Origin of the sequence: Schaalia sp. Marseille-Q2122, from assembly GCF_903645355.1 — a bacterium.
Classification (GTDB): Bacteria; Actinomycetota; Actinomycetes; order Actinomycetales; family Actinomycetaceae; genus Pauljensenia.
Map to the genome: position 1 here is coordinate 182,930 of NZ_CAHJXR010000001.1, position 24,431 is coordinate 207,360.

The 24,431-nt window shown below is 63.3% G+C and carries 21 protein-coding genes; 15 read left to right on the plus strand and 6 right to left on the minus strand.

What is annotated here, in order from left to right; translation table 11 throughout:
* Positions 1-183 precede the first annotated feature (183 nt).
* From leuA to HWX48_RS00765, 3 genes are read left to right on the plus strand one after another with little or no spacing between them, the layout of a single operon-like run.
* The gene (gene leuA, locus HWX48_RS00755; protein WP_175953670.1) at positions 184-1,944 is read left to right on the plus strand and encodes a 2-isopropylmalate synthase; all 1,761 of its coding nucleotides are present in this window, start codon (positions 184-186) and stop codon (positions 1,942-1,944) included.
* Between the two features lie 23 nt (positions 1,945-1,967).
* Positions 1,968-2,711 (plus strand): DNA repair protein RecO, encoded by a 744-nt coding sequence (gene recO / locus HWX48_RS00760; RefSeq protein ID WP_175953672.1) that lies wholly within the window; start codon positions 1,968-1,970, stop codon positions 2,709-2,711.
* Complete coding sequence (locus HWX48_RS00765; protein ID WP_175953674.1) at positions 2,708-3,517, plus strand: isoprenyl transferase; 810 nt, start codon at positions 2,708-2,710, stop codon at positions 3,515-3,517. The genes recO and HWX48_RS00765 overlap by 4 nt, the downstream gene beginning before the upstream one ends.
* 26 nt (positions 3,518-3,543) lie before the next feature.
* Here HWX48_RS00765 and HWX48_RS00770 read toward each other — a convergent pair whose 3' ends face one another.
* The 6 genes from HWX48_RS00770 to HWX48_RS00795 form a co-directional block, all read right to left on the minus strand.
* Positions 3,544-4,101 carry a VTT domain-containing protein gene (locus HWX48_RS00770; RefSeq protein ID WP_175953676.1) on the minus strand — a complete coding sequence of 186 codons (558 nt, stop codon included), beginning with the start codon at positions 4,099-4,101 and terminating at the stop codon, positions 3,544-3,546.
* Entirely contained in the window at positions 4,098-4,514 is a 417-nt protein-coding gene (locus tag HWX48_RS00775; RefSeq protein WP_175953678.1) for a Fur family transcriptional regulator, read from the minus strand. Before HWX48_RS00775 ends, HWX48_RS00770 begins: the two co-directional genes overlap by 4 nt.
* A 77-nt stretch (positions 4,515-4,591) precedes the next feature.
* Positions 4,592-5,515 carry a metal ABC transporter permease gene (locus HWX48_RS00780; protein WP_175953680.1) on the minus strand — a complete coding sequence of 308 codons (924 nt, stop codon included), beginning with the start codon at positions 5,513-5,515 and terminating at the stop codon, positions 4,592-4,594.
* Positions 5,508-6,320, minus strand: a complete 813-nt coding sequence (locus HWX48_RS00785; protein ID WP_175953768.1) for a metal ABC transporter ATP-binding protein — start codon at positions 6,318-6,320, stop codon at positions 5,508-5,510. The genes HWX48_RS00780 and HWX48_RS00785 overlap by 8 nt, the downstream gene beginning before the upstream one ends.
* Positions 6,321-6,382: 62 nt before the next feature.
* Entirely contained in the window at positions 6,383-7,504 is a 1,122-nt protein-coding gene (locus HWX48_RS00790) for a metal ABC transporter solute-binding protein, Zn/Mn family (protein ID WP_175953682.1), read from the minus strand.
* Positions 7,505-7,573: 69 nt separating this feature from the next.
* Positions 7,574-8,587, minus strand: a complete 1,014-nt coding sequence (locus HWX48_RS00795) for a LacI family DNA-binding transcriptional regulator (protein WP_175953684.1) — start codon at positions 8,585-8,587, stop codon at positions 7,574-7,576.
* 184 nt (positions 8,588-8,771) lie between these two features.
* Here HWX48_RS00795 and HWX48_RS00800 point away from each other — a divergent pair, with 184 nt between their 5' ends.
* The 12 genes from HWX48_RS00800 (at position 8,772) to HWX48_RS00855 (ending at position 24,397) form a co-directional block, all read left to right on the plus strand.
* The gene (locus HWX48_RS00800; RefSeq protein ID WP_175953686.1) at positions 8,772-10,019 is read left to right on the plus strand and encodes a maltose ABC transporter substrate-binding protein; all 1,248 of its coding nucleotides are present in this window, start codon (positions 8,772-8,774) and stop codon (positions 10,017-10,019) included.
* A 180-nt stretch (positions 10,020-10,199) separates the two neighbouring features.
* Positions 10,200-11,795: an ABC transporter permease subunit gene (locus HWX48_RS00805; RefSeq protein ID WP_175953688.1), complete on the plus strand. Its 1,596-nt coding sequence runs from the start codon at positions 10,200-10,202 to the stop codon at positions 11,793-11,795.
* On the plus strand, positions 11,795-12,676 hold the full coding sequence (locus tag HWX48_RS00810) for a sugar ABC transporter permease (RefSeq protein WP_175953690.1): 882 nt from the start codon (positions 11,795-11,797) through the stop codon (positions 12,674-12,676). Before HWX48_RS00805 ends, HWX48_RS00810 begins: the two co-directional genes overlap by 1 nt.
* A 187-nt stretch (positions 12,677-12,863) precedes the next feature.
* Complete coding sequence (locus tag HWX48_RS00815; RefSeq protein WP_175953692.1) at positions 12,864-14,255, plus strand: glycine--tRNA ligase; 1,392 nt, start codon at positions 12,864-12,866, stop codon at positions 14,253-14,255.
* Between the two features lie 12 nt (positions 14,256-14,267).
* Entirely contained in the window at positions 14,268-15,512 is a 1,245-nt protein-coding gene (gene dusB, locus HWX48_RS00820) for a tRNA dihydrouridine synthase DusB (RefSeq protein ID WP_175953694.1), read from the plus strand.
* Position 15,513: 1 nt separating this feature from the next.
* On the plus strand, positions 15,514-16,356 hold the full coding sequence (gene aroD / locus HWX48_RS00825; protein WP_254872895.1) for a type I 3-dehydroquinate dehydratase: 843 nt from the start codon (positions 15,514-15,516) through the stop codon (positions 16,354-16,356).
* Between the two features lie 216 nt (positions 16,357-16,572).
* Complete coding sequence (locus HWX48_RS00830; protein ID WP_175953698.1) at positions 16,573-17,808, plus strand: glycosyltransferase family protein; 1,236 nt, start codon at positions 16,573-16,575, stop codon at positions 17,806-17,808.
* Complete coding sequence (locus HWX48_RS00835; protein ID WP_175953700.1) at positions 17,805-19,049, plus strand: glycosyltransferase; 1,245 nt, start codon at positions 17,805-17,807, stop codon at positions 19,047-19,049. The genes HWX48_RS00830 and HWX48_RS00835 overlap by 4 nt, the downstream gene beginning before the upstream one ends.
* Positions 19,049-20,215 carry a glycosyltransferase family 4 protein gene (locus HWX48_RS00840; protein WP_175953702.1) on the plus strand — a complete coding sequence of 389 codons (1,167 nt, stop codon included), beginning with the start codon at positions 19,049-19,051 and terminating at the stop codon, positions 20,213-20,215. The genes HWX48_RS00835 and HWX48_RS00840 overlap by 1 nt, the downstream gene beginning before the upstream one ends.
* Positions 20,216-20,289: 74 nt before the next feature.
* On the plus strand, positions 20,290-22,017 hold the full coding sequence (locus tag HWX48_RS00845; RefSeq protein WP_175953770.1) for an ABC transporter ATP-binding protein: 1,728 nt from the start codon (positions 20,290-20,292) through the stop codon (positions 22,015-22,017).
* Positions 22,014-23,273 (plus strand): phosphotransferase, encoded by a 1,260-nt coding sequence (locus HWX48_RS00850; RefSeq protein WP_175953704.1) that lies wholly within the window; start codon positions 22,014-22,016, stop codon positions 23,271-23,273. The genes HWX48_RS00845 and HWX48_RS00850 overlap by 4 nt, the downstream gene beginning before the upstream one ends.
* Positions 23,270-24,397 carry a serine kinase gene (locus HWX48_RS00855; RefSeq protein WP_175953706.1) on the plus strand — a complete coding sequence of 376 codons (1,128 nt, stop codon included), beginning with the start codon at positions 23,270-23,272 and terminating at the stop codon, positions 24,395-24,397. Before HWX48_RS00850 ends, HWX48_RS00855 begins: the two co-directional genes overlap by 4 nt.
* The last annotated feature ends 34 nt before the right edge of the window (positions 24,398-24,431 follow it).

A 24,431-nucleotide genomic window follows, 5' to 3' on the forward strand; every position in this document is an offset into this window, starting at 1 on the left:
CCTCCGCACCGTCCTAAGCGACAATCCACGCAGACACCGCTGGCGCCCCTTCCGCCCAGGTACCACGCTCCGACCGGCCCGCACCGCTCCGACTGGACCCAACCAGCCGCCACACACGGCCCGCAGTGCAGCACCCGAAGCGCAGGACTACAGGTAGAAGGCCCGCACGAGATGAGGATTCCAATGCAGACCACCTCCCACATCCCCACGCCCCCAGCCTCAGGCATGCCCGTCGGCAAATACCGCGCCTTCCTCGACACCAACCCCGTCGACCTGCCCGACCGCACCTGGCCCACCCGCCGCATCACCCGGGCGCCTCGCTGGATGAGCACCGACCTGCGTGACGGCAACCAATCCCTTATCGAACCCATGGACCCGACGCGCAAACGCCGCATGTTCGACCTGCTGGTGAGCATGGGATATAAGGAAATTGAGATCGGCTTCCCCGCCGCCTCCCAAACCGACTACGACTTCGTGCGCTCCCTCGTCGATGACGACGCTGTCCCTGAGGATGTCACCCTCTCTGTCCTCACTCAGTCGCGCCCCGAACTCATCGAACGCACTGTGGACGCTCTCGTTGGCCTGCCGCGCGCCACCGTCCACCTCTACAACGCGACCTCACCCCTCTTCCGCCAACTCGTCTTCCGCAACGACAAGCCCCAAACCGTTGAACTCGCGGTGTCCGGAACCCGCGAGGTCATCGCCCAGGCAGAAAAACGACTGCCCGAAGACACGATCTTCGGCTTCGAATACTCCCCGGAGATTTTCGTCGACACCGAACTTGATTTCGCCCTGGAAGTCTGCGAATCCGTCATGGACATCTGGCAGCCCGAGGACGGCCGCGAAATCATCCTCAACCTGCCAGCCACCATCGAACGCGCCACCCCGAATGTGTACGCCGACCAGATCGAGTACATGAGCCGTAACCTCTCACGGCGCGAACACATTGCCCTGTCCGTCCACCCTCACAACGATCGTGGAACGGGTGTGGCCGCAGCAGAGCTGGCCCTCCTCGCAGGCGCCGACCGTGTTGAGGGCTGCCTGCTGGGCCAAGGCGAACGCACCGGCAATGTCGACCTCGTCACCCTGGGCCTGAATCTCTTCACCCAGGGTGTCGACCCGGGCATCGACTTTTCCAACCTCGACGAGGTGCGCCGCGTCGTCGAATACTGCACCTCTATGCCCACCCCGCCGCGCGCACCCTACGTTGGTGAGCTCGTCTACACCTCCTTCTCCGGCTCCCACCAGGACGCCATCAAGAAGGGATTTAGCGCGCGCAAGGCCAAGGTCGCCGAGGCTGGCAGTGAAGACGCCGTCGTGTGGGAACTGCCCTACCTGCCCATCGACCCTCACGACGTGGGCCGCTCCTACGAGGCCGTCGTGCGCGTCAATTCCCAGTCGGGCAAGGGTGGTATCGCCTACCTCATGTCCTCGTGCCACAACCTCGAATTGCCGCGGCGCCTACAGATCGAATTCTCCCGCGTGGTGCAGCGCCACACCGACACCTACGGTGGGGAAATCGACGCCGACTCCCTGTGGGCGATCTTCGCCGCAGAATACCTGCCCACCGCAGCCCTCAACGCCAGCGGCGACATGGCCCCCTGGGGCCGCTTTGAGCTGGTCAAGGCCAAGATCACCTCGGGTGAGGACGACCGGGTATTCCTCGAAGCAACTCTGCTGGACAACGGCCAAGAATGCGTCATCACCGGCGAGGGCGGCGGCCCCATCGAAGCCTTCGTCAACGGCCTGCGCAGCCTGGATGTTGACCTGCGGATCCTTGACTACTCCGAGCACGCCATGAGCCAAGGCGGCGACGCCCACGCAGCTGCCTACGTCGAGGCCGCCGTGGAAGGCCAGGTCGTGTGGGGTGTGGGCATGTCCTCGTCCATTACGCGCGCCACCTACCGGGCGGTCCTCTCGGCCGTCAATCGTGCTCTGCGCTAGGGACCTGCGCTAGATTAAGGGGCGTGACCCGTTCCTACCGTGACGAAGCGATCGTCCTCCAAACCCACAAGCTGGGGGAGGCCGATCGCATCATCACACTTCTCACCCGAGAACACGGGCAGGTGCGCGCCGTCGCCAAGGGCGTGCGCAAGACAACCTCGCGTTTTGGCGCCCACCTGGAGCCCTTCGGCGTGGTCGACGTCCTGCTGCACAAGGGGCGCAGCCTGGACATTGTCACCCAGGTGAGCACGATCGCCGCCCACGGGCGGGCCTTGGCAGTCGACTACGAGCTTTTCACCAATGCCTCCGTGATGGTGGAAAGCGCCCAGCGTCTCACCGCCGACTCCCAGGACGGCGCCCACGCCCAATACCTGCTGCTCATGGGCGCCCTGCATGCCCTGGCACACCGCCGCCACGACCCGACGTTGACCCTCAACTCCTACCTGCTGCGCGCCCTCGCGATCGCGGGGTGGGCGCCCTCGTGCTTCGATTGCGCCTCCTGCGGCGCGGAGGGCCCCCACAGTGCCTTTTCGATTCCCGAGGGCGGCGCCGTGTGCGATATCTGCCGACCGGCGGGGGCGGCCGCGCCCTCCCCGGATGCGATGAAGCTCCTGGGGGACCTGCTCTCGGGCGACTGGGCGGGCGCCGACGCCGCTGAAGGCTACGCGCGCGGCGAGGTCGCCCAACTCGTCACCGCCTACACCCAATGGCACCTGGAGCGGCGCCTGCGCTCCCTGCAACTCCTGGAGAGGACCCGATTCGCATGACACACCTGACCCCCATGGATCGCGCCCCCCAAGACCGCAGCGCACCCGTTGCAGGGCCGGGGCAGTGGCACGCGCCCTGCCCAAGCTTTAGTGCCGGCGAGGTGCCTGCCCACGTCGCCCTCGTCATGGATGGCAATGGCCGCTGGGCGAACTCCCGTGGCCTGACCCGCACGGAAGGCCACCGGGCGGGGGAGTATGCGCTGATGGACACCATTGCCGGTGCTATTGACGCAGGCGTGCGCTACCTGTCCGTCTACACCTTCTCCACGGAAAACTGGAAGCGCTCGCCGGCTGAAATCAGCTTCATTATGAACTACGCCTCCGACGTCCTGGCCCGCCGCACCGGCCAGCTCAACGAGTGGGGCGTGCGCGTGCGCTGGTCGGGACGTGAGCCGCGACTGTGGAAGAGCGTCATCCGCGCCCTTGGCGAGGCCGGTGAGGTCACGAAGAACAACACCACCTTGGACCTGGTCATGTGCGTGAACTACGGGGGGCGGGCAGAGATTGCCGACGCCGCCCGCAAGATTGCCGCCGAGGCCGCCGCCGGGCGCCTCTCACCCCGAGGCGTGACGGAAAAATCCTTCGCCCGCCACCTGTACCTGCCAGACGTGCCCGACGTGGACCTCATGATCCGCACCTCCGGGGAACAACGGATCTCCAACTACCTGCTGTGGCAGTTGGCCTACGCGGAAATGATGTTCGTTGACACTCCCTGGCCTGCTTTCGACCGTGAGGCCCTGTGGGATTGCCTGCTGGCCTACGCGGGGCGTGACCGCCGCTTTGGCGGGGCGATCGACAAGATCTAAAACGCGCGGAAACGTTGCAGCGAACCTTAGCCGACCAGCACCTCGTCCTCGACAGTGACAGTCTCTCCGTCACGAACGTTCATCGGGCACTTGGACTGCTCGCGGCGGCGACGCAGGTAGTAGGTCAGGCCAGCGACCACGAACAATCCCGCCATGGCCAGCCAGGCAATGGGGTTACCAGCGATGGTGCCAATGGCCGCCAGCCACAGGGCCAGCAGGCCCAGAGCGTACAGGCCAGCCCACACGATGCAACCGGGAATCATCGCCAGGGTGTAGGTGCGCCACTTCATGCGCACCAGGCCAGCACCAGCATTGACAGCGGTCTGCACGCCAACGGTGAGGAAGCACAGGGGAATGATGATGAGACCCCACTTTTCGAGCATGCGGGCGCCTCGGCGGGGGACAGGCCCGTCGAACCAGCGGGCAAGGGCGCCGCGGAGGCCGTCAGCGTTCTCCCCAGCCAGCACGCCAGCGGCGGCAGCACGGCCCAACCAGTAGGTGCCCTGAGCGCGGCAGAAGATGACGAATAGAAGGAAGGCGTACAGCAGGGGGCCTGAGGAGGCCCATTCGGGGATTCCACTCATGCGTTAAAGTCCTGACCGAGTTCTTCAGCCTCACGGGTGCAATCAGCGCACAATCCGAAAAGCTCCATGGAGTGCTCCACGGCGGTGTAACCGTAGGCGGAGGCCACCTCATTGACCCAGGATTCAATATCCGTCTGCGCGATCTCGACAGCCTGCCCGCAGTTGCGGCACACCAGGTGATGATGGTGCCCGTGGTTGTCGCACAGGCGGTAGAGGGCTTCCCCATCGGCTGAACGCAGCACGTCAACTTCGCCCGCATCCGCGAGGGACTGCAGGTTGCGGTAGACGGTTGCCAGGCCGACGCGCTGCCCCTGCGTGTGCAGGTGCTCGAAGATCTGCTGAGCCGAGCGGAAATCATTGACGCGTTCGAGTTCCTCAAACACCGCTTGGCGTTGTTTGGTCATTCTCTGCACGAGATCTCCTTCGGTGTGGGCTGCGGGGGCGGTGCCGCCTGGGTGCTGGGGTTCCTAGTGGGGTGGGTGGCGTGGGCTTAGGGGTTTTGCACCGTGCACGTGGCTCCGGACTGAGCAGAAGCTGCTGCTGCCTGCCGGTGGCGTTGCGCGCGACGCTGGCGGTCTACGAGGGTCCGTCCGGTGAAAGACAGGGCGTAGAGGCCGATGGCCAACATGACGATCATCGCGCCTGGGGACAGGTCAATGAAGTAGGTAATGATAAGGCCACTAAGGCATACCATAGCCCCAATTGATGCTGAGTACACCATGGTGCTCATGAAGGACTTTGCCCACAATTGGGCGATCGCGACGGGGATCACCATAATGGCCGACACGAGGAGCGCTCCCACCACCCTCATGGACACGGCGACCGTCAGGGCCGACATGACGGCGATCAGCATCGACAATGTGCGCACGGGCAGACCCGTAGAGCGGGCGAACTCCTCGTCATTGGAGACCGAGTACAGCGCAGGGGCAAGGCCCGCACCCACGGCGAGGATGCCTACCGCCAGGACGCTGGTGATCGTGATATCAGACCATGTCACCGTTGAGATGGAGCCAAAAAGGTAGGAGGTCAACTGCGCGGATGTGCCCCCGGCTAGGCCGATGAGGAGCACGCCCCCGGCAATACCTCCGTAGAAGAGCATCGCGAGGGCGACGTCGGCGGAGGTGCGTCCCGAGGAGCGGACGACCTCGATGGACACGGCCCCCAGGAGGGAGACAAGGAGGGCGCCGGGGATGGCGTATTGGTCGGCAGAAGCCGCGTTTGCTGCCGTGCCCGCCAGCCACCCCAGGGCAACGCCGGTGAGGGCAATGTGTCCAATGCCATCACCGAGCATCGCGAGGCGACGGTGGACGAGGTAGGTGCCGACAATCGGCGCGCTCAGACCCACCAGGAGGGCGATCAGGAGGGAGCGCTGCATGAGGGAGGAGGAAAAGAGAAGTGTCAACTGCTCACTCATGGCCACCTCCACGCATATCGTCGCCGCCCCGAAGGTCACTGCGCCCAATGATGTCGCTCAGCGTTGCCGCCGAGTAGGAGTGTCCGGGTTCCTTTTCGCCGCGGTGATGGTGGGCGAGGGCGTGAGCGCCCTCTGTGCTTTCGAGGTGGGCGGGCCCGTCGTAGGAAATATGCCCCGAGGCGAGATGCAGTTCTCGATCAAGCAGGGGGCCGAGTTCCCCGAGTTCATGGAGGACGAGGAGGATGGTCGTTCCCTGGGCTTTGGCCTCGCTAACGACCTCGGCTAGGCGCTCACGCGAGTGTGCGTCAATACCGGCCAGGGGCTCATCCATGACGAGCAGGTCCGGGTTGCGCACGAGGGCGCGGGCAATGAGTGCGCGCTGCTGTTGGCCGCCCGAGAGGATCGGCATGGGGTCCTTCGCGCGATGGGTGAGGCCGACACGCTCCAGGGCCTCAAGAGCGCGGGTGCGGTCACCGGGGCGCGCCCACCAGCGGCGCGGTCCAAGCAAGCCTGAGCACACCACTTCCTCCACTGACGAGGCAATCCCGCCTCCCGAGTTGAAGCGTTGCGGGACGTAGCCCACGCGATGCCAGGGCACGGAACGGGGTTGGCTGACGTCAGCGCCAAACAGGTAGGCGGCTCCGCCGGTAATGGGGGCCGTTCCCATGAGGGTACGCATGAGGGTGGATTTTCCTGAGCCATTCGCGCCGGTGACGGCGATTGCTTGACCGGCGGGAATCTGCGTGCTGACTCCGTGGAGGATCAGCTGGGTATCCCATGCGACGTGGAGGTCCTCGCAACGCACGACGGCCGCAGCGGGCGAGATGGTGCCCGCTGCGGCCTGAGTGTGATCAGTGTGTGTGCTGCTCACTTGCAGGTCAAAGCCTTGCGCAGTGCCGCAATGTTCTCGCGCATGACGTCCATGTAGTCCTTCGAGTCATCCGCCTGGCTTTCCAGGGGGTCGAGGACGGCGGTGGTGATGCCCAGATCGGCAGCGAGAGTCTCAGAGACCTTGGGGTCAATGAGGGTTTCGGTGAAGATGGTGGTCAGGCCCTGATCCTTGACGACCTTGGCGACCTCAGCCAGACGCGCGGGGGAGGGGGAGGAGTCAGGATCCAGGCCTGAGATACCCACCTGGGTCAGGCCGGTGCGGTCAGCGAGGTAGCCGAAGGCATCGTGGGCGGTGACGAAGGTGGTGTGTTCGCAGCTCTTGGTGCCCTCGACGAGTTCGGTTGCGAGCTCATTCATCGACTTAGCGACAGTGGCGGCATTCGTCGTGTAGGTCTGGGCGTTCTCCGGGTCTGCCTTGGCGAAGGCCTGGCCGATAGCGGTGGCTGCCTGAGCCATGCGCTGGGGGTCGAGCCAGAAGTGGGGATCTTGGTCGCCGTGGTCGTGGCCGTGGTCATGGTCGGCGTGGTCGTGATCATCGTGGGCACCAGAGGCTGCCTGATCGCTATGATCGCGGCTCTCATGAGCGTGGTCGTGGTCATCGTGGCCGGACTGGCCGTGATCGTGATTGTGCCCATCGTGATTGTGCCCATCGTGGCCGGACTGCCCATGGTCATGGTCGTCGTGACTGTGGTCATGCGCGTGGTCGTGGTCATGTTCGCCTGCGATGAGTTGCACGGCGGGGGCAACGTCGATGATGTGCTCGGGGCCATTGTGGGCGACGGCCTTGTCAACGGCGCTTTGGAAGCCGGAGAGGAAGACGACGGCGTCGGCTTGCTCCAGCTGGGCGACCTTTGCGGGGGAGAGCTCAAGGTCGTGGGGTTCAGCGCCTGGGGGAGTCAGGGATTCAACGCTGACCATGTCGCCGCCGATCTGCTCGGACAGGTACTGCAATGGGTAGAAGGAGGCGTAGACGCTCATTTTGCCTTCGGTAACGGGAGCGTCAGTACCTGAGCTCTGGGCAGTGGTGTCGCTTGCGCACGAGGCCAAGGCCAGGGCGGTTGCGGCGAGAAAAGCGGGGAAAATACGTCGCTGAGTCATGCTTCCATCGTCACGTTAATGAGAACCGTTGTCAATCGGAAGTGGGGTATCTCCCCAAGGGGAGGCGCACTAGCGCGGACAGGCGCCCGTGGAGGCACGCACAATGAGGTCAGGCGTGTAAATAAAAGCACCCCGATGCACCGTTGAATTATGCAGCTGAGCAAAGAGAGCCTGAACAGCGGCATTCGTAATCGCAGCGACGGGCTGACGGACGGTCGTCAACGGCGGATCCAGATGCGCCATCAGCATCGAATCATCGAAGCCGACCACAGAAATGTCTCCCGGCACATCCAAACCGCGATTCTTAATCGTGCGAATCGCGCCGAGTGCCTGTAGGTCTGAGCCGGTGACGATAGCGGTGACGCCTTGGTTGATGAGGTCCTCGGTGGCGGTGGCGGCGGCCTCGTAGGTGTAGAAGGTCTCGACGATGACGGGGTGAACCTCACCAAAGAGTTGCTTCATCACATGCCGGAAGGCCTCTACCTTCCGAGCTGCGGGCACCATGTGGGTCTGACCGGTGAGCAGGGCAATGCGCGTGTGGCCGAGCTCGCGAAGGTGGTGGACGGCGGCCTCGATACCCATGCCATCCCCGGTGGAAAAGTCGGGGGCGGGGACCTCGTCACGGGCGCCGTTAATGGTGACGAAGGGGATGCCCTTGTCGTGGAGGCGCTGGTAGCGGCTCAGGTCACCGCGATAGTCAGCGTGGCGGCCAGAAAGGAAAATAATGCCCGAAACTCCCTGGTCAAGAAGTTTTTCGACATGGTCGCCTTCGGATGTGGCGCCCGGGGTCTGGGAGCAGATGACGGGCAGGGCGTCGGCGCGGGCGACCTCGCTTTGGATGGCGTGCGCGTAGGTGGCGAAGATGGGGTTGATGAGTTCGGGGGTGATGATGCCGATGAGCATGGCGGCCCCGGAGCGTTCGCTGGCGGGTCGTTCGTAGCCGAGCCGATCAATGGCGGTGAGGACGCGGTGGCGAGTGTCGGACGATACCGGACCTGTGCGGTTAATAACGCGTGACACGGTGGCAGTAGAGACGCCCGCGTGTTGGGCAATGTCCATTAGTCGGGTGCGTGGTTTCGCCATTGAAGTGTCCTCATGTCGTGGGAGGGTCGTGGGAACCGTGTCAGCGCCTGCGTGACGTATATCAAATGTAACAAAATAATGACGTTGCAGAAAGTTCTTGCAGAAACAATTGTTCGCGTTTACAGTGTCCTTACAAGGCCGCAAGCACTATCCGCAGGCGGCAACGATATACAGGAGTTGTAACATGCGACGTGGCATTGCAGCGCTGGGCGCTATCGCCCTGACCGCTACCCTTGCAGCTTGCGGCGGTAACACCGCTCCCGCAGCACAGTCCGCTGACGCGGCAGCCTCTGCAGGCGCCGCAGCTGAAACCGAAGCCAAGGTTGGTGCCCTCACCATCTGGGCAGACGACACCCGCTACAGCCAGATCCAGGAACTGTCTGAGAACTTCACCGCAGCAACCCAGGTTGAGGTCAACGTTGTGCAGAAGTCCGTTGACGACATGGTCGACGAGTTCATCGCCCAGGTTCCCACCGGCAAGGGCCCGGACATCATCATCACCGCACACGACAAGCTCGGCCAGATGGTCTCCAACGGTGTCGTCGGCCCCGCTGACATCTCCGGCATCAAGGGCAAGCTCGCCCCCTCCGCAGTCCAGGCTGTCACCTACGAAGGCCAGACCTACGGCGTTCCCTACGCCCTCGAGTCCATCGCCCTCATCCGCAACAACGCCCTGACCACCGCAGAGCCCAAGACCTTCGACGAAATGATCGAAGCTGGCAAGGCTGCCGGTAAGGAATACCCCTTCATCATGCAGGTTGCTGAAGAGGGCGATCCCTACCACATGTACCCCTTCCAGACCTCCTTCGGCGCTCCCGTCTTCAAGCAGGAAGCTGACGGCTCCTACACCTCCGAGCTCGGCTTCGCCGGCGAAGAGGGCACCAAGTTCGCCGAGTGGCTCAAGGCCCAGGGTGAAGCCAAGGTCTTCGACACCGCCATCACCGGTGACATTGCCAAGCAGTCCTTCATCGACGGCAAGGCCGCCTTCACCGTGACCGGCCCCTGGAACGTTGGCCCCTTCCGTGAGGCAGGCATGGATGTCTCCATCCTCCCCGTCCCCTCCGCTGGTGGCCAGCCCGCACAGCCCTTCGTTGGCGTCCAGGCATTCTTCGCTTCCGCCAAGACCCAGAACCAGCTCCTCGTGAACAAGTACTTCGAGTTCCTCGGTTCCGAAGAGGCTCAGACCAAGCTCTACGAGCTCGGCAAGCGTATCCCCGCCATGCCCTCCGTCGCCGCTAAGGTCGACGACGCCGACATCAAGGCCTTCGCTGAGGTTGCAGGCTCTGGCGTCCCCATGCCCGCCATCCCCGCCATGGACGCTGTCTGGGGCTTCTGGGGCGTGACCGAAGCCAACATCATCACCGGCAAGGAAGCTCCCGCTGACGGCTGGATGAAGATGGCTGAAAACATCACCAACGCCATCAAGAAGTGATCGCGTAACCATGTGAATAGGGAGGCCCTGGACACCCTCGGGGTGTCCAGGGCCTCCCCTTCGCATGGACTACCCTATTAAAGACGGCCTCGACAGTCACTCAAAGATGAGACGACCAGTTCAAACACCTGGCGAGACCGCAACCCCCACACCCGCGCAGTTGTCCACAGGAGAGCAGCAATGAGCGCCCCCACAGCAACCCCCGCCCCGGCGGAGGAGATGCCCTCATATCGGCCGTCCCACGCCCGAGATGTGCGTCGCCCCGGCTTCTTCGTCAAGCTTGTCTTGATGATGCTAATCAACGCACTCGGACTCTACGGCATCATTACCGCATTCTTCGTTGACGCCTGGCTGATCGTCGCCATCCTCGCGATCATGCTTATCGCCGTTAACTTCTTCTACTTCTCCAGCAAGATGATCCCCGCCAAGTACCTCGTACCCGGCATGATCTTCCTGCTCATCTACCAGGTCTTCGTCATGGGCTACACCGGCTATGTGTCGCTCACCAACTACGGTCAGGGCCACAACTCCACCAAAGAAGACGCCATCGCCGCGATCCTCATCCAAAATGAGCGCCGCGTCGAAGGAGCCGAGAACGTCCAAACCGCCGTCGTGGAAGACGGCGCCGGCCTCGCCCTCGTCGTTGCTGACCCCACCACCAAGGAACTCATCACCGGCGCACCCGGGGAAGACCCCACCCCCATTAAGGGCACTGTCACCGCCGCAGGCATCACCGAAGTTGAAGGAAAAACCATCCTCTCCTTCGCGGAGCTCGTCCAACGCCAAGACCAGCTCACCGGTCTGCGCCTCCAGGCCACCGACGATCCCAACGACGGGTTCTACGTCACCACCGACGGCACCTCCGGCTACCTGGCCAAGTCCTTCTTCACCTACGACGAGGCCACCGACACCCTGACCAATACCGAAACCGGAACTACCTACACTGACTCAGGTAAAGGCTCCTTCGTGGACGCTCAGGGCAGCGAAATCAGCCCCGGCTGGCGCGTCTTCGTCGGCTTTGAGAACTACCTCAACATCTTCTCCGGACCCGACCTGGGCGGCCCCTTCCTCAAGGCCCTCCTGTGGTCCTTCGTCTTCTCTATTGTCTCGGTTATCTCCACCTTCGCCTTTGGACTGTTCCTGGCGTTGGTATTTGCTGATACCCGCGTGAAGGGACGTCGCGTCTTCCAGTCGCTTCTGATCCTGCCCTACGCATTCCCCGCCTTCCTGGCAACCCTGGTGTGGCGCGGCATGCTCAACCACAAGTTCGGCTTCATCAACCAAGTGTTCTTCGGAGGCGCCGAGATTCCCTGGCTGACTGACGGACTCCTCGCCAAGATTTCTATCCTCGGCGTGAACCTGTGGCTGGGCTTCCCCTACATGTTCCTCGTGGCGCTGGGCGCACTCCAATCCCTGCCCTCAGACGTCATGGAAGCAGCGAAGATGGACGGCGCAGGCCCCCTGCGTACCGTGTTCTCCGTCAAGCTGCCGCTCGTGCTCCAGTCCACCGTGCCCCTGCTGATCGCCTCCTTCGCGTTCAACTTCAACAACTTCGCACTGATCTACATGCTGACCGGCGGCGGCCCCAACTACCCGGGCCTATCCGTCCCCCTGGGTGAGACCGACATCCTCATCTCCATGGTCTACAAGATCGCCTTCGAATCGGGCACCAAGGACTACGGCCTCGCATCGGCCATGTCCATCGTCATCTTCATCGTGGTCGGCGTGATTGCCTGGCTTGGCTTCCGTCAGACGAAGACATTGGAGGAACTGTGATGGCTCAGAAGCAAGAACTCCACACCTCAGTCACCGGCTCACGCTGGTGGGCCGAGGTCGGGTGGCGCTACATCGTTGGCGTCCTCGTCGTCATCTACTGCATCGTGCCCCTGCTCTACATCCTGTCAGTCTCCCTGGTGCCCGGCGCCACCCTGACCGGCTCGAATGAGCTCTTCCGCACGATCTCCTTCCAAAACTACGTTGACCTGTTCAATCATCCCGACTACAAGCACTGGGTGGTCAACTCCCTGATCGTCTCCTCGATCACCGCCATCGGCACCGTCCTCATGGGCGCGGCAGCGGCATACGCCTTCTCCCGCTTCCGCTTCAAGGGCCGCCGCGGCACCCTGACCTTCCTGCTGCTCGTCCAGATGTTCCCCCAGATGCTCGCCTTCGTGGCACTCTTCCTGCTGCTCCTGGGCATCCAAGAAGTCTTCCCCGCACTGGGCCTGAACTCTCACTTCGGTCTGATCGCCGTCTACCTCGGCGGCGCACTGGGTTCGAACACCTTCCTCCTCTACGGCTTCTTCAACTCCGTTCCCCGTGAACTTGACGAAGCGGCAGAGATTGACGGATGCTCCCACGCCCAGACCTTCTGGACTATCATCATGCCGTTGGTGCTTCCGGTGCTGGCAGTCGTATCGTTGCTGTCCTTCATCTCCAGCTTCGGTGACTTCGTCATTGCCAAGGTGGTCCTCCAGACCCCCGACAAGTTCACCCTCGCTGTGGGCATGTACCAGTGGGCAGCCGATGACCGTATCGCCCCCTGGGGCCTCTTCGCCGCCGGCGCAGTGGTCGCAGCCGTACCGGTCATCCTGCTCTTCCAGTACCTCCAGCGCTACATTGTCTCCGGTCTGACGGCCGGTGCAGTGAAGGGCTAATCGGCCATCGCCCGACCCTGCGCAGTGGGGGCGGGTGTTCGTACCAACCGAGTACGGGCACCCGCCCTTGCTGTTTCTTCACCAGCATTCCTCAGCGAATCGCTTTTCCGCCTTCTCCCCGGCTAAACTTGGGTGGTCAACCGCCGTGCCAGCCAGGTGCGGTGCGTACACTCAAAGGAGCACTACAGTGGCTAAGGGACCCTCCCGCCTCGATTCCGTTATCAGCCTGGCTAAGCGCCGCGGCTTCGTCTTCCCCTCCGGTGAAATCTACGGAGGCACCCGCTCAGCATGGGACTACGGGCCCCTGGGCGTTGAACTCAAGGAAAATATCAAGCGCCAGTGGTGGAACCGCGTCGTGCGCTCCCGCGAAGACGTGGTGGGCCTCGACTCCTCGGTCATCCTGCCCCGCCGCGTATGGGAAACCTCCGGTCACGTCCAAGCCTTCACCGACCCCCTCGTCGAATGCTTGAGCTGCCACAAGCGCCTGCGTGAAGACCAACTCATCGAGGCCTACGCTGAAAAGCACGAGGTCGCCGAATCTGAAGTCACCCTCGCAATCGTCGCCTGCCCCAACTGTGGTACCCGCGGCCAATTCACCGAGCCGCGCGCCTTCTCCGGCCTGCTCAAGACCTTCCTTGGTCCCGTTGATGACGAGGCTGGCCTGCACTTCCTGCGCCCCGAAACCGCCCAGGGCATCTTCACCCAGTTCGCCAACGTCATGGCCTCTGCCCGTAAGAAGCCCCCCTTCGGTATTGGCCAGATCGGCAAGTCCTTCCGCAACGAAATTACTCCCGGTAATTTCATCTTCCGCACCCGCGAGTTCGAACAGATGGAACTGGAGTTCTTCGTCGCCCCCGGCACCGACGAAGAATGGCACCAGTACTGGATTGATGAGCGCCTCGCCTGGTACGTCGACCTGGGCATCAAGCGTGAGAACCTGCGCCTGTACGAGCACCCCCAAGAGAAGCTCTCCCACTACTCCAAGCGCACCGTGGACATCGAATACACCTTCGGTTTCCAGGGCAGCGAGTGGGGAGAACTTGAAGGCATCGCTAACCGCACCGACTACGACCTGTCGGTTCATGCTGAAGCTTCGGGTGAGAAGCTTGACTACTTCGACCAGACGACCAACGAGCGTTGGACCCCCTACGTCATTGAGCCTTCGGCTGGCCTGACCCGCTCCCTCATGGCCTTCCTCATTGAGGCCTACACCGAGGATGAGGCCCCCAACGCCAAGGGCGGCGTCGACAAGCGCGTCGTGCTCAAGCTCGATCCTCGTCTGGCGCCCGTCAAGGTCGCTGTCTTGCCCCTGTCGCGCAAGGAAGAACTCACCGGCCCCGCCCGCGAGCTCGCTCAGGAACTGCGCGCCCTGTGGAATGTCGAGTACGACGACGCTGGCGCCGTTGGCCGCCGCTACCGCCGTCAAGATGAGATTGGTACGCCCTTCTGCATCACCTACGACTTCGATTCCTTGGAAGATGGCTGCGTGACCATCCGTGAACGCGACACGATGACGCAGGAACGCATCCCCTTGGCTGAGGTCAAGCAGTACCTGGCTTCCCGCCTGGTGGGTTGCTGAGTGAGCTCCTCAATGTCGAGCACTCGCAGCGGCCCGGCCCCCATCGTGGAGGTCGGGCCGCTGCGTCTGTGGTCCCCGGTGATCCTGGCCCCAATGGCCGGTGTCACTGACGCGCCCTTCCGTCGCCTGTGCCGCCTGTACGGTGAGGAAGGCCTGCCTGCTGACCTCACTCCCGGGGTGGCGCGCGAGGCCCTTCGCGGTGTGGATGCGCCCGCTGGCCTGTATGTGACGGAAATGGTGACCTCCCGGGCGCTGGTGGAGGGGCGTGAACGCACCCGTGATATGGTGCGCCCCGACCCGACCGAGCGGGTGCGCTCCATCCAGCTCTACGGCGTGGACCCGGCGATTATGGGTGCTGCGGCCCGGGTGCTGGTCGAGGAGGATCTGGCCGACCATATTGACATTAACTTTGGCTGCCCAGTTCCCAAGGTCACGCGCAAGGGTGGGGGAGCGGCCCTGCCGTGGAAGCGTGATCTTTTCTCCGACATTGTTGCCTCTGTGGTTTCGTGCGCGGAGGAATCAGGGCGCAGGGTTGGGCGCGACGTGCCCGTCACGGTCAAGATGCGCGTCGGCATTGACGATGATCACGTGACCTTTGAGGACGCCGCGCGGATCGCCCAAAGTAAGGGTGTGGCTGCGGTGGCCCTGCATGCGCGCACGCAAACCCAGCATTATTCGGGACACGCCGACTGGACCCAGATCGCGCGCCTGAAGGACATGCTGACCATCCCCGTTTTCGGTAATGGCGACATTTTCGAGGGCGAGGACGCGGTGCGCATGATGGAGCAGGCCGGCTGTGATGCGGTGGTCATTGGGCGTGGCTGCCAGGGGCGGCCCTGGCTCTTTCGTGACATTGTCGCTGCCGTTCACGGCCAGGAGATTCCACCCCAGCCTGACCTGCGCGAGATTGCCGATATTATCCTGCGCCACGCCCAGTGGGTGGTGGAGGATCAGGGTGATGAGCTGCGTGCCTTGCGTGAGATGCGCAAGCATGTGGGCTGGTATATGCGTGGTTTTTCCGTGGGCGGCCCGGCGCGTGCGGCCCTTAACCTCGTGTCCTCCCTTGATGAGCTGCGTGAGCGCCTGGCGGAGCTGGATTTGGATCAGCCCTTCCCGCAGGCTGCGCAGGGCCCGCGAGGCCGTGCGGGCGGGGAAAAGACCCCGCATTTGCCTGATGGCTGGTTGGACTCGCCGTATTTGACGGAGAGCGAACGAGCTCAGCTGCATATGGCTGAGGATGGAGTGTCTGGTGGCTGAGATGACACAGGAAGCGCGGCGCCGGGTTGTGATTGGACGAGGTCCACGCGGTCGGCGCGTCATGGGGGAGAGGGCCCTTATTATTGTGCCCGTCACCGGCCAACCCACGCAGTGTTCCACTGGGATTGTCGGCGATATGCCCGCTGGCGCCTGCCACGATCCTGTGGAGGATTTGGCTTTGGAGTGTGAGCGTGTTGCGAATTCTCCGGCGGATCTTATCGAGTGGCGCGTTGACATGTTTGCCCCCTTCCAGCAGGCGCGTACACTCAGCGCTCGGCTTTCCGCATTGGAGCAGGGGTGGACGGTGGTGGAGTCTGCGCCGGTGCCTGTGCTTGCGACGATTCGTACCTGCGACGAGGGCGGCGCCGTTTGTCTGTCGGCCCAGGAGTACCACGCATGCGTGCGCGCTCTTGCCCAGTGGGCGGATGCTGTAGATGTTCAGGTGGGTGCCGAGGGAGCTATTGACTTGATGGAGGAGCTTAAGCTCTCCCGGGCTGTGCTGGTGGCCTCGAATCATGACTTTGCAGCCACTCCGCCGGAGGATGACGTGTTTGATACCTTGCGTCAGATGCAGTTCCTTGGCGCTGACATTGCCAAGGTTGCCTACGCTGCGGCTGGACCTGCGGATCTGCTGGCGGTCATGAATGCGCAGATGCGGGCGCGTGATGGCTTGGAAGTTCCGGTGATTGCTATTGCCATGGGAATTCCAGGGGCAATGAGTCGGATTGCGGGAATGGCTGTGGGGAGTGCAGCGACCTTCGCTACGGTGGGGGCTGCGAGTGCTCCGGGGCAGTTCAGCGCCCTCCAGGTGCGTGAAGCTCTTGACCTGATGGAGGCCGTTTAAGCGGGGGTTTCCTCTGCGGATGCCGCTCCTCACCTATGTGAGGAGCGGCATGTTGTCTATCCTCGATTTCGCGGTGAACTAAGGGCATCTCATGCCTTTTGATCTGCGTAAAAATAATTCTGAGAGTTCTCTCATTTTCCTTTCATCCCCCTCTGGGGTGCGGCGGGCAGTGTTATGCCATGCAGCAAAGGCCCTACGGACTGAAAGGAAGCGGACATGAGTGAGGACCCCATCAAGGTTGTGCTCTACAGTCATGACTCCCAAGGCCTGGGGCACGTGCGCCGCAACCTCGCCATCGCCCACCACCTGGCCAACACCCTGCCCGTACTGAGCGGTCGGCCAGTGAGTGGACTCCTTGTCTCCGGCATCGCGCCCACCATGCGTTTCCCCCTCCCTGAGGGCTTCGACTGGGTGACCATCCCGGGTATTGCCAAAGGAAAGCACGGCTACCAGGCGCGAAGCCTTGCCACGAAGACCGGTAGTCTCATCCACCTGCGCTCCCAGCTCATCGAAGCCACCCTCTTGAGCTTCGCCCCTGACATCGTCGTCGTTGACCGTCACATTTACGGCGTGTGGAACGAACTTCGAGGCCCCCTCGAGAAACTACGCGCTACCCACCCGCACAGCCGCGTGGTCCTCGGCCTGCGTGAAATCCTTGACGAACCGCACATCGCCGCAGCCGAATGGGAAGCCCTGGGCGATCCGGACCTCATGCGTGGCCTTGTGGATGAGGTGTGGGCCTACGGTGACCCCAAGGTCCACAGCCTCATCGCCAGCGGTGAAGCCCCTGCAGCCCTCCAGGATCGCATCCGATTCACCGGATACCTCGCTCATGGACGCCGAGTCACCGACTCCGTCCAAGCCCACCTGGAAGGCCCCTACATTCTCACTACCGCAGGGGGTGGCTCCGATGGCCTGGCACTGCTCACCGCAGCCGTGCAAGCCAAGGTCCCCGCACCTTACCGGCACCTGGTGGTCACCGGCCCGCAAATGAGCGACGAGGACTACGAGAAGATCCGTGAGCTCGCCTCGCCCCACACCGAAATCCTGCGCTCCCTGCCTGGCCTTGGCCTGCACATCAGCCACGCGTCGGCGGTCATTGCCATGGGCGGCTACAACACGGCCTGCGAAATCCTGGCCACCGACACCCCAGCCCTCATTGTGCCCCGCGAAGAACCCCGCAAAGAGCAGCTCATTCGCGCCCAAGCCCTCCACGCCGTCGGAGGTGTCGACTACCTGCGCACCGTGCAGCTCAGCCCTGCAGCTCTCGCGGACTGGATGAGTCAGGTCGCTGGGCACAGCATTGACCGCTCCTCCATCAACCGCGATGGACTCAGTAACGTCCCCCGCCTGGCCTGCGCGCTTATCGCCCAAGCCCACGAAGAAGACACTGCCCCCTGCGGGCACACCACCCTAACCCCCGCCCTGGCAACCATTGGAGGTGCCCTGTGACCCGCATCGGCTACGTTCTTAAGGTCTACCCGCGTTTTTCTGAGACCTTCATCGTCACCGAAATCCTCGCCCGCGAAGCCCACGGCGACGACCTGACGATCTTCGCCCTTCGACCCACCACCGACGCACGCTTTCACCCCGAGATCGCGCGCGTCCAAGCCCCCGTCAAGTGGGTGCCCCGCCCCCTCAAGCCCTCCGAACTGTGGGCGCAGCTGACCTCCACTCTCCTCGAAGGAGACCTGGCCGAGGCTTTCGCAGCACTCCTGCCCGAAATCGCCGACCTGCCCGGAGACGAGGTCGCCCAAGGTATTGCGCTGGCAAAAATGGCGCGCGACGAAGGTATCACCCACCTGCACGCCCATTTCGCTTCCTTGGCGGGACGCACCGCGTGGATGGCCTCGCGACTAACCGGCATTCCCTACACCGTCACCACCCACGCCAAGGACATCTACCACAAGTCCGTTGACCGCGATTGGCTCCGCAAGGTCTGCGGGGAGGCCGCGCGCGTCATCGCCATCAGCCGCTTCAACTACTCCTTCCTGGAAGAAGCACTTGCCGGAACGGGCGCCAATATCTCCCTGCAGTACAACGCCCTTGAACTGGAGCGCTTCCCCATGCGCAACAACGACACCCTCACCCCAGACACCAGCGCCGCCGCCCACGGCCGCGCACTCAAGGTCCTGGCCGTGGGACGCCTCGTCCCCAAGAAGGGCTTCCACGATCTCATCACCGCCGCCGACCTGGCACGCAAGTCCGGCGTCAACCTTGAGGTCACGATCGCCGGGGATGGCGAATTGCGCGACGCCCTCGAGGCACAGATCCGCGACCTCAACCTGTCTGACACGGTGCGCCTCATCGGCCCGCAAACCCAGGCGGAAATCCGCAAACTCCTGGGCGAGGCCGACCTGTCCGTGACCCCCTGCATCCCCGCCGACGACGGCAATATTGACGGCCTGCCCACCGTCATCCTCGAAGCGATGGCCTGCGGTACCCCCGTCATTGCCACCGCCATCTCAGGCCTGCCCGAAGTCGTCATCCACGACCACACGGGGATCCTCCTCCAACCCGGCCAACCCCACTCCCTGGCAAGCGCCCTGAGCGCCGTCGCCCGCGGCGAGGTCGACACCGCCGAATTGGCCACCCACGCTCGTGAACTCATCAACGACTCCTTTGACTCTCGCCGGCAGGCAGCAACGCTGTCAGCATGGCAGAGCGCTCCTGCCACGGAAAGGACCGCATAATGCGTATCGCCTACGTCTGCGTGGACCCAGGCATCCCCGTTTTTGGCACCAAGGGAGCCTCCGTCCACATTCAAGAAGTGATCCGTCAGATGCGCGCTCGCGGCCACGAGGTGACCGTCCACGCCGTGCGGCGCGGTAACGAGGTACCCGCCGATCTCGCTGACCTGCAGGTCATCGACTACCCCATTCACGTCAAGGAGCCCGCCGAGCGCGAACTGGCCCAGCAGGAAGCCTCCCGAGCCATCGCCGACACTCTCATCCTTGACGCCCCGGACGTGGTCTACGAACGCTACTCGCTGTTCTCCACCGTCATTGCCGACCTGCGCGCTGCCGCCACCCAACGCGCCGGAGAACACTCTTGGGAGCCCGTTTCGATCCTCGAAGTGAATGCGCCCCTCATTGAAGAGCAGGCCGCCCACCGCATCCTCGTTCACGAGGAGGACGCTTGGGCTGCTCTGCGCGCACAGGTGCAGGCCGCTAACGCCACCATCTGCGTCTCTGACCCCGTCAGCGGATGGGTGCGTGCCCACACTGGCTCTGAGCGCGTCCACACGGTCGCTAATGGTGTGAACGTCGAACGCATTCACCCTCAGCCGGAGGATCCTTCGGCAGTGGTTGTCACCTTCGTTGGCACCCTCAAACCCTGGCACGGTGTGCCCGACCTGCTTGAGGCGGCCTCCCTGGCCGAGCGACCCTGGCAGCTGCGCATTCTCGGTGATGGACCCGAGCGCGCCGTCCTCGAAGAACGCGCCCGCGACCTGGGAGTAGACGCCGACTTCCGCGGGGCAATCCCCCCGGCTGACATGCCCGCGCACCTGGCCGGATCAGCCATTGCTGTCGCCCCCTACCCGGCGCCCGATAGCGAGGACGCCCACTATTTCTCGCCCTTGAAGGTCTACGAGTACATGGCTGCTGGCCTGCCTGTTGTTGCGACCTCCATCGGCCAGATTCCTGAGGTCTTGCAGGGCGCTGGAGTGCTCGTCACCCCCTCAGCTCCGGCCGAGCTCTCTGCCGCCATTGACGCCCTGGCTGCTGACCCGGCCCTCCGGGCTGACCTGGGCGCGAAGGGCCGCGATTTGGCGCAGACTCAGCACTCCTGGGCAGGAGTGGTTGCCCGCATTTTCCGCCTCGCTGGACTCACTGACATGGATGTGGAGGAGTCGTGAAAACTCACAGGAAACCTCAGGCGACCCGGCGCACTCTGGCGCTGGTACGCCCCGAGATTAAGCCCCAATGGCCAATGATCTCTGTGGGCGTGCTTGCCCTCATGCTTGAGGTTGCCTTTCGCGTTCTCGAACCCTGGCCGCTCAAGATCGTTATCGACGATGCCCTCACCCCCACCCCCGGCGAGGGCGCTGCCGCTGTCCTCGACCCGCTGATGCTGCTCTTTGTCTGCGGTGGCCTACTTGTCAGCACGGTCGCCCTTCGCGCCGCAGCGAACTACCTGGCTACCGTCTGCTTCGCTATCGTCGGCTCGCGCGTGGCGGCCTCCCTGCGCGCCCGCGTCTTCCGCCACGTGCAAAGCCTCGACCAGCAGTTCCACGCTCAAAACCGCAGTGCTGACACCGTCCAACGTATCGTCTCGGACGTAGCCCGCCTTCAAGAGGTAGCGATCACCGCTGGCCTTCCCTTGCTCGCCAATATTGCGACCCTGCTGGTCATGCTCGTCGTCATGTTCGTCCTTGACCCTCTGCTTGCAGGCGTCGTGGTGATTGCCATCATCGTGTTTTTTCTGGGCTCTCGCGGCACGTCTTCACGGATTACCGTTGCCTCTCGTAAGAGCCGCAAGGGTGAAGGCCAGCTGGCGAATACCGCACAAGAATCCCTGGCTTCCATCAAGGTCGTGCAGACCTACGGCCTGGAATCCCTCATTGAGAAGCGCTTCATTGGCGCGAACCAGGCTTCCCTCATTGAAGGCATCAAGACCCTGCGACTCTCCGCCCGCCTGGAGCGCAGCACTGACGTCATCGTTGGCCTGGCTACGGCAGCGGTCCTCATCGGCGGCGGATGGCGAGTCCTCAGCGGAGGGATGACCGTCGGTTCCCTCGTTCTTTTTACCACCTACCTGCGCACCACCATGAAGCCCCTGCGTGACATGGCCAAGTACACGGGACGAATCGCTAAGGCCTCAGCCTCGGGCGAACGCGTTGCGGACCTGATGGCTATTCAACCTGAGATCGTCACCCCCGCAGATCCTGTCCGTCCCGAAGCCTTCCGCGGCTGGCTCCACTTTGAAGACGTCTACACCCAATACGAGGGACGTACCATCCTCAAGGGCGTTGACCTGCGCGTCCGCCCCGGCGAGTACGTCGCCATCATTGGCCCGTCGGGTGCAGGCAAGTCCACGCTGGTATCTCTGCTTACCCGCGCTCAGGACCCGACCTCGGGGCAGGTCATGCTCGATGAGTACCCGCTGCCAGACCTGGATCTAACCCAGTTGCGCGCCAATATCTCCACCCTCCACCAGGAGGCCGTCCTCTTTGCCGGCACCATCCGCGAAAATATCCGCATGGGCCGGATGGACGCCACCGACGCTGAGGTTGAAGCCGCCGCCCGGGCAGCCAACGCCGAACCCTTCATCCTCGCCCAGCCTCAGGGCTACGAAACAGTGGTTGGCGAACGCGGCGGCACCCTTTCAGGCGGCCAACGCCAACGTATCGCCATCGCTCGCGCACTCCTGCGTGACGCTCCTGTGGTTATCCTTGATGAAGCGACCACCGGCCTTGATCCCGAAGCAGCCTCCCAGGTACTTGACGCCATCGACAGCCTGGTCAAGGGCCGCACCACCTTGGCAGTGACCCACGACGTTGAGGTAGTCCTGCGCGCCAGCCGCGTGCTGTGGCTCCAAGACGGACAGGTCCTCCTTGATGCCCCACCCGCAAAGCTCCTTGAAGAGTCCGAAACCTTCCGGCAATGGGTGTCCACCTCTGGACGCTCCGCAGACGACATCCGAGTGGAGAACGCATGAACACCCTTGAAGCTCTTAATCTTCTTCTCGACGGCCCTCGCCTGAGCGAACTCTACGGTCGTGACGTGAGGGTTAACCGCCTGCGCATCAAGCCCGAGGTCTCCATCATCGCCTCGGTCAAAGACGCTCACACTGACGCAGAGCTCGGCTGGATGCGCCTCCTGTGGCCCGTCAGTCACTCTAAGGCTCGTAAAGCCAGTCAGCAGGCCGAAGCCAACGGCTACTCCACGGTCATTCGTGAAATGTCCGACGGCCTCATTTGCGATAGTGGCCCCATCGCCACCGACCCCGCCCTGCTGCCCTACTTCGCAGAACTGGGCACCATCTACCCCTCGCTTCCCTTCCACCCCCTGGGCAGTGAGAACGCCCAAATCCTGCGTTACAACCCTCTACGCCGCCTGGTGGTGCGCAATGAATTGGGCGTGGTCCGGGTGCAGGCCAACCCCTCGGTCCTCACCCACGAGCTTTACACCTTCCTTGAAAGCATCGTGCCCCTGCCTGAGCGTATGGACACCCGAACACACAGCATCCACCACGCCAACCCGCACATGCCCAGTGCCTATGACTACGCCGGAGTGGTGCCAATGCCTGCCGAAAGTGCAGGAAAATACGGGGTGAACACCGGCCAGCATGCCAGTGTCTTGGCTTACTGTGGCAACTCTGACCTCAGTGCTTGCGACAATATCCTTGACCGCGACACCGTCTGCCTGGCCTACCACTACGACGCCGGTCGCCTCTTCGCTGGCCTGCACCTGGGTATTGCCGTCATGCCGCCGCGCCTGGCATCAGCTGTGACGGGACGGGCCTCGAACCCCAGGCGCCAGGCGATGGCTCACGCGGGGATCCTTGAGTATCTCAGTGCGTCAACGGCGCGGCGCATGCGTGACATTGCCAGCAGCATCTCCCTGCCCTCGGGCAGTCCTCTCATGCTCAGTCACGGTGATGCCTCTCCCGATCAGGTCCTTATTGAAGGCTCGACCGGGCGCCTGTGGCTGACGGACTTTGACCGGGTCTGCCTGGCGCCGGCCACGAAGGATGTTGGCTCCTACATCGCTGAATGCGATGAGGAGCAGGCCGAGGCTTTCCTCAGTGGCTACGCCGCAGGCGGGGCCTACGTGCCCGCTCTTGCTGATATTCGCATGGCGCAGGCGGCTTCGCTCATGGAGCGCGCCGTTGAACCGCTGCGCACCGGCGACCCCCTGTGGCACCACAGTATTAACACCCGCCTGGACCGCATTGAGGAGCTGATTCGATGAGCATCTCCACCGCTGGAACAGTCTCCTCTGAAGGGGTTGAGCACCGTAGCCCCGCATTGGCGCGTCTTTACAGCCTCCATGCCGACCAGGACATTGTCAAAGACCACGATGGCGGTGGGGAAGTGGACCTCGCCCATCCGTTGCTCACCTCCATTCGCCGCGCCTGGCCAGCACCAGACGGTGGCCTCATCTGTGAAGGATACGACGCTGCGGGTCTGCTGCGAGCGGGCAGTATTGACGCCCAGGGCAATGCGTGGGTCGCCCCCTACGCCACCGATAAGAAACTGCCGACCCTTTGTCCTCCCTACGAGGCGACCCTCGCCGTTCATCGTCTGGGTAAGCGTGCGGTGGTCATCGGCCGCGACGAGGTCACCAAGTACCTGCGCCGTGGGAAAGCCCAGGGCATTGCCGATGCCACCAGCGTTGTCAGCCGCCTGTGCGAACGTGCGGGTCTGGGCAGTGCCACAGTGACTGGCGTAGGGGAAGCTCACCTGTCTTTTAGCCTTCTGCCCGGCAGGACCCTTCACTCCCTGGCTGAGGAAGGCCTAGAAGGTTGGAAGACTCTTGAAGAACACTGGCCGGCACTGGCCGAGCAGCACGCTGACCTGCCTCTACACGCGCCTGAGAAGGAGGCGCATGTGCTGCGCACCTGGTACAAGCATGCCCTCCGTCACGATTCGGTGGAGTCCTTGGGATTGCTGGGGATGGCCGTTGACGAGGTCTGCGCCGAACTCAGTGACGCTGAGCGCCAGAGCCCGCAGGACCAGTGGGTGAGCGCCCACAGGGATCTGCATGACAAGCAACTCCTGTGGGATGGGTTCAGGTTGAGCGTCCTCGACCTGGATACAGCCGCCCGCGCGGAAGCCGCCCTTGACCTGGGGAATCTTCGCGCGCACATGGAACTTCGCATGTTGCAGGGACGCTTCCCCGCCACCATGCGTTCCTCCCTCATGGACACCATCGAGGTCATTGCCAACACCCTTGAGGTGCCCCAGCAGCGTCTAGCGACCTACGAGAAGGCCAGTCGCCTACGCCTCGCCTTCGTCTATTCCTTCCGCCCCTCCGCGCAACAGTGGCTTGCGGATTGGGTGGAGGCCACCCTTTCAGCCCGCTGGGATTGCTGAGGCGGCTGAAGCGCCTGAGCCTGCGGCCAGCAGG

What these genes read in the sequence shown, in the direction of transcription:
- HWX48_RS00850 (WP_175953704.1), top strand. Translation starts at nt 22,014, where the DNA reads ATGAACACCCTTGAAGCTCTTAATCTTCTTCTCGACGGCCCTCGCCTG.
- HWX48_RS00810 (WP_175953690.1), top strand. Translation starts at nt 11,795, where the DNA reads ATGGCTCAGAAGCAAGAACTCCACACCTCAGTCACCGGCTCACGCTGG.
- HWX48_RS00840 (WP_175953702.1), top strand. Translation starts at nt 19,049, where the DNA reads ATGCGTATCGCCTACGTCTGCGTGGACCCAGGCATCCCCGTTTTTGGC.
- HWX48_RS00800 (WP_175953686.1), top strand. Translation starts at nt 8,772, where the DNA reads ATGCGACGTGGCATTGCAGCGCTGGGCGCTATCGCCCTGACCGCTACC.
- HWX48_RS00765 (WP_175953674.1), top strand. Translation starts at nt 2,708, where the DNA reads ATGACACACCTGACCCCCATGGATCGCGCCCCCCAAGACCGCAGCGCA.
- dusB (WP_175953694.1), top strand. Translation starts at nt 14,268, where the DNA reads ATGTCGAGCACTCGCAGCGGCCCGGCCCCCATCGTGGAGGTCGGGCCG.
- HWX48_RS00845 (WP_175953770.1), top strand. Translation starts at nt 20,290, where the DNA reads ATGATCTCTGTGGGCGTGCTTGCCCTCATGCTTGAGGTTGCCTTTCGC.
- leuA (WP_175953670.1), top strand. Translation starts at nt 184, where the DNA reads ATGCAGACCACCTCCCACATCCCCACGCCCCCAGCCTCAGGCATGCCC.
- HWX48_RS00790 (WP_175953682.1), bottom strand. Translation starts at nt 7,504, where the DNA reads ATGACTCAGCGACGTATTTTCCCCGCTTTTCTCGCCGCAACCGCCCTG.
- HWX48_RS00795 (WP_175953684.1), bottom strand. Translation starts at nt 8,587, where the DNA reads ATGGCGAAACCACGCACCCGACTAATGGACATTGCCCAACACGCGGGC.
- HWX48_RS00830 (WP_175953698.1), top strand. Translation starts at nt 16,573, where the DNA reads ATGAGTGAGGACCCCATCAAGGTTGTGCTCTACAGTCATGACTCCCAA.
- aroD (WP_254872895.1), top strand. Translation starts at nt 15,514, where the DNA reads ATGACACAGGAAGCGCGGCGCCGGGTTGTGATTGGACGAGGTCCACGC.
- HWX48_RS00855 (WP_175953706.1), top strand. Translation starts at nt 23,270, where the DNA reads ATGAGCATCTCCACCGCTGGAACAGTCTCCTCTGAAGGGGTTGAGCAC.
- HWX48_RS00780 (WP_175953680.1), bottom strand. Translation starts at nt 5,515, where the DNA reads ATGAGTGAGCAGTTGACACTTCTCTTTTCCTCCTCCCTCATGCAGCGC.
- HWX48_RS00805 (WP_175953688.1), top strand. Translation starts at nt 10,200, where the DNA reads ATGAGCGCCCCCACAGCAACCCCCGCCCCGGCGGAGGAGATGCCCTCA.
- HWX48_RS00770 (WP_175953676.1), bottom strand. Translation starts at nt 4,101, where the DNA reads ATGAGTGGAATCCCCGAATGGGCCTCCTCAGGCCCCCTGCTGTACGCC.